This window comes from Kitasatospora sp. NPDC056273 (assembly GCF_042268845.1).
Taxonomy (GTDB): Bacteria; Actinomycetota; Actinomycetes; order Streptomycetales; family Streptomycetaceae; genus Kitasatospora.
On the sequence record NZ_JBHJSJ010000035.1, the window covers coordinates 45,883 to 48,591 of the forward strand.

Annotated in this window: 2 protein-coding genes; one reads left to right on the top strand and one right to left on the bottom strand. The window is 71.7% G+C overall.

Annotated features, from left to right (window positions below):
- Positions 1 to 126: 126 nt before the first annotated feature.
- Positions 127 to 342 carry a hypothetical protein gene (locus ACFCY1_RS27015; RefSeq protein ID WP_074005380.1) on the bottom strand — a complete coding sequence of 72 codons (216 nt, stop codon included), beginning with the start codon at positions 340 to 342 and terminating at the stop codon, positions 127 to 129.
- A gap of 211 nt (positions 343 to 553) precedes the next feature.
- Between ACFCY1_RS27015 and ACFCY1_RS27020 the strand changes: the two genes are divergently transcribed.
- Positions 554 to 2,566: a ricin-type beta-trefoil lectin domain protein gene (locus ACFCY1_RS27020; RefSeq protein WP_375876338.1), complete on the top strand. Its 2,013-nt coding sequence runs from the start codon at positions 554 to 556 to the stop codon at positions 2,564 to 2,566.
- Positions 2,567 to 2,709 lie beyond the last annotated feature (143 nt).

The following is a 2,709-nucleotide window of genomic DNA, read 5'->3' on the forward strand; positions in this document are numbered from 1 at the left end:
CGCCCCCCCCGCAGGCGCCGCGCGGGTCGGGGGTGTGGGGGTCGTCCGCCGCGCGCCCCCCGGGGGGGGGGGGGGCCCCCCCCCCCCCCCCCCCCCCCCCCCCCCCGCCGAGCCCGCCGCGTGGGGTTACGCCCTGCCGCCCCTGTTGCCCCCGCCGCGCAGCAGGTCCGCGATGCGCGCGTCGACCTGCTCGCGGTCGTAGCCCCGCCACCTGATCTCGAACGCCGGCACGGGCGGCAGTGAAACGGCCCCGGACAGGGCCCTGAGGTAGTGGTCGACCTGCTCGCGGTCGTAGCCGCGCCGGACCAGATCGAAGCCGCGGAACTCCGGTGATGTGGACACCTCGCGGGTCCTCCAATCTCTGACGACTCCCTGACGGCCGCTCGCCCGGGCCGCAGGGATCGAGGCCGGTCCGCGGGGCTCGCCGACCGGGGTGGCGCGTGAAAGGCGTCAGGCTTCTTGATCTTGTCATATGGATCGCGTCAGGAGCCGTGGGACGGCGGACTTCCGGTGCCACCATCCAACTTCCCCGAGAAGAAAGACGGTTCCGACCTTGCACCTCCTCTCCCGCCTGAAACGCGCCCTGGCCTGCGGGGTCGCCGCCGTTGCCGTGGTCTCCGTCCTGACCGCGCAGGCCCAGGCCGCGCCCGCGGCAGCCGCCGCGGCGGCCCCGGTGGACAAGACCTGCGGAACCCCGGCCTCGCCGGGCGGCGGCAACTGCATGACGGCGCTGATCAGTTCCGCCTTCGACACGATCAGGCTGATGCACGACGCCGCCAACCTCAACAAGCTGGACAACGCCGAGTTCACCCAGAACACCGCGACGAAGTTGAGCGCGAAGTTCCCGGGGTTCAACGTCATGGTGTTCAAGACCGTGGGCACCGACCTGTACGACACCGAGTGGTTCCGGAACGAGTACAAGTCCGACATGCGGGGGGTGCTGCTCGACACCACCTACAAGCTCAACCACTTCCTGGACAAGGAGAAGAAGGAGCCGTCCGGCTACGACGTCTTCCGGATCTGGGTCTTCCAGGGGGACTCGACCTTCCGCAACCGGGGCGACGGCGGCTACCTGAACTGGGCGTTCACCGGCAACGACGGCGACACCGTCAAGAAGGAGCCGTGGACCTGCCGCTCGGGCACCGCGCGGCCCTACAAGTGCGACGGCGACGTGCGCACCGTCCACTTCCCCTCCCGCTCCGGCTACGGCACCAGGACCGGCAGCCTGACCCCCGACTCCAGCGGCCCCGGCTACCACGCCTGCCTGGACGTCAGTGGCAACGGCACCGCGAACGGCACCCCCGTCCAGATGTGGGAATGCAACGGTGGCGACGCCCAGAAATGGACGTACAACGGCTACAAGCTCCAGGCGGCCAACGGCAAGTGCCTCGACCTGGAAGCCAACAAGACCGCGAACGGGACCAAGCTGCAGGTGTGGGACTGCCTGGAGATCCCCGGACAACGCTGGAGCATGTCGGCCGGCGGCGGCTTCCGGCACATGACCGACCAGGACGACCGCTCCAAGGACGTCTGCGTCGACGACTTCAGCGGCCGGACCGCCAACGGCAGCACGGTGGCGGCCTGGGCCTGCGGCTCCGAGGACCGGCGGGACGCGCCCAACCAGAACTGGGCCTGGGGCGGCACCCCGCCGACCACCACCCCGCCCACGCCCGGCGGCGGCACCGGCGGCGGCACCGGCACCGAGGTGTACCTGAAGCTCGACAACGGCCTGGGCGCCGTGCCGGTCAACGGCTCCGCCGGCGCGTCGGTCGTCGCCGGGCTCCGGGGCGGCAACGAGTCCAAGTGGAAGCTCGCCCCGGCGGGCGGCGGCCGCTACCGGATCACCAGCTCGTACGGGCTGGAACTCACCGAGAACGGCGGCTACCTGGCCGAACTCCAGCCGTGGAGCAACTCCTCCCGGCAGAAGTGGGAGCTCGCCGCGATCGGCAACGGCAAGTACCAGATCCGGATCTCCGGCGACGACTGCCTCGCCCACGACGCCGACTTCAAGCAGCTCGGCGTGTGGACCTGCAAGCAGGACTGGCACCAGGGGTGGGTGCTCGAATCCACGTCCGGCGGCGTGATCACGCCGACCGACCCGACCACCCCGACGAAGCCGGACCCGAAGCCGGACCCGGACCCGAAGCCCAAGCCGAAGCCGTCCTCCGACATCCCGACCGAGCGGCCGCTGTTCCTGAAGCTCGCCAACGGGCTGGGCGCGACGGCCCCCAACGAGACCGCGAGCTGGGGTTCGCCGATCGTGGGCGGGATCCTGGGGGCGAAGGGGTCCACCTGGACCATCAAGCCGCTGGGCGGGGACCGCTACCGGATCGTCAACGACCTCGGGTTCAACCTCACCGAGAACCCCGAGACCTACGTCGCCGAGCAGCAGGCGTGGGGCGACACCGCCAACCAGAAGTGGGAGTTCGTCGGCCTCGGCAACGGCAGGTACCGGGTCCAGATCGGCGACGACGACTGCCTCACCCACGACTCCGACTTCAAGCAGCTCGGGGTGTGGAGCTGCGAGGGCGGCTGGAAGCAGGAGTGGTCCTTCCAGCTCCTCTGACCGGAGCCACCTGCCGGAGTCACGGCCTCGGGCGCCGGCCATACGGGGCGGGGCCCCCGGCCCCGCCCCCCGGGGCGCGGCCCCGGGGGTCCGGGGGCGGGGGGCGCGGCCCGGCAGCAGGGGACCGCGACCCCCGCCGCGCC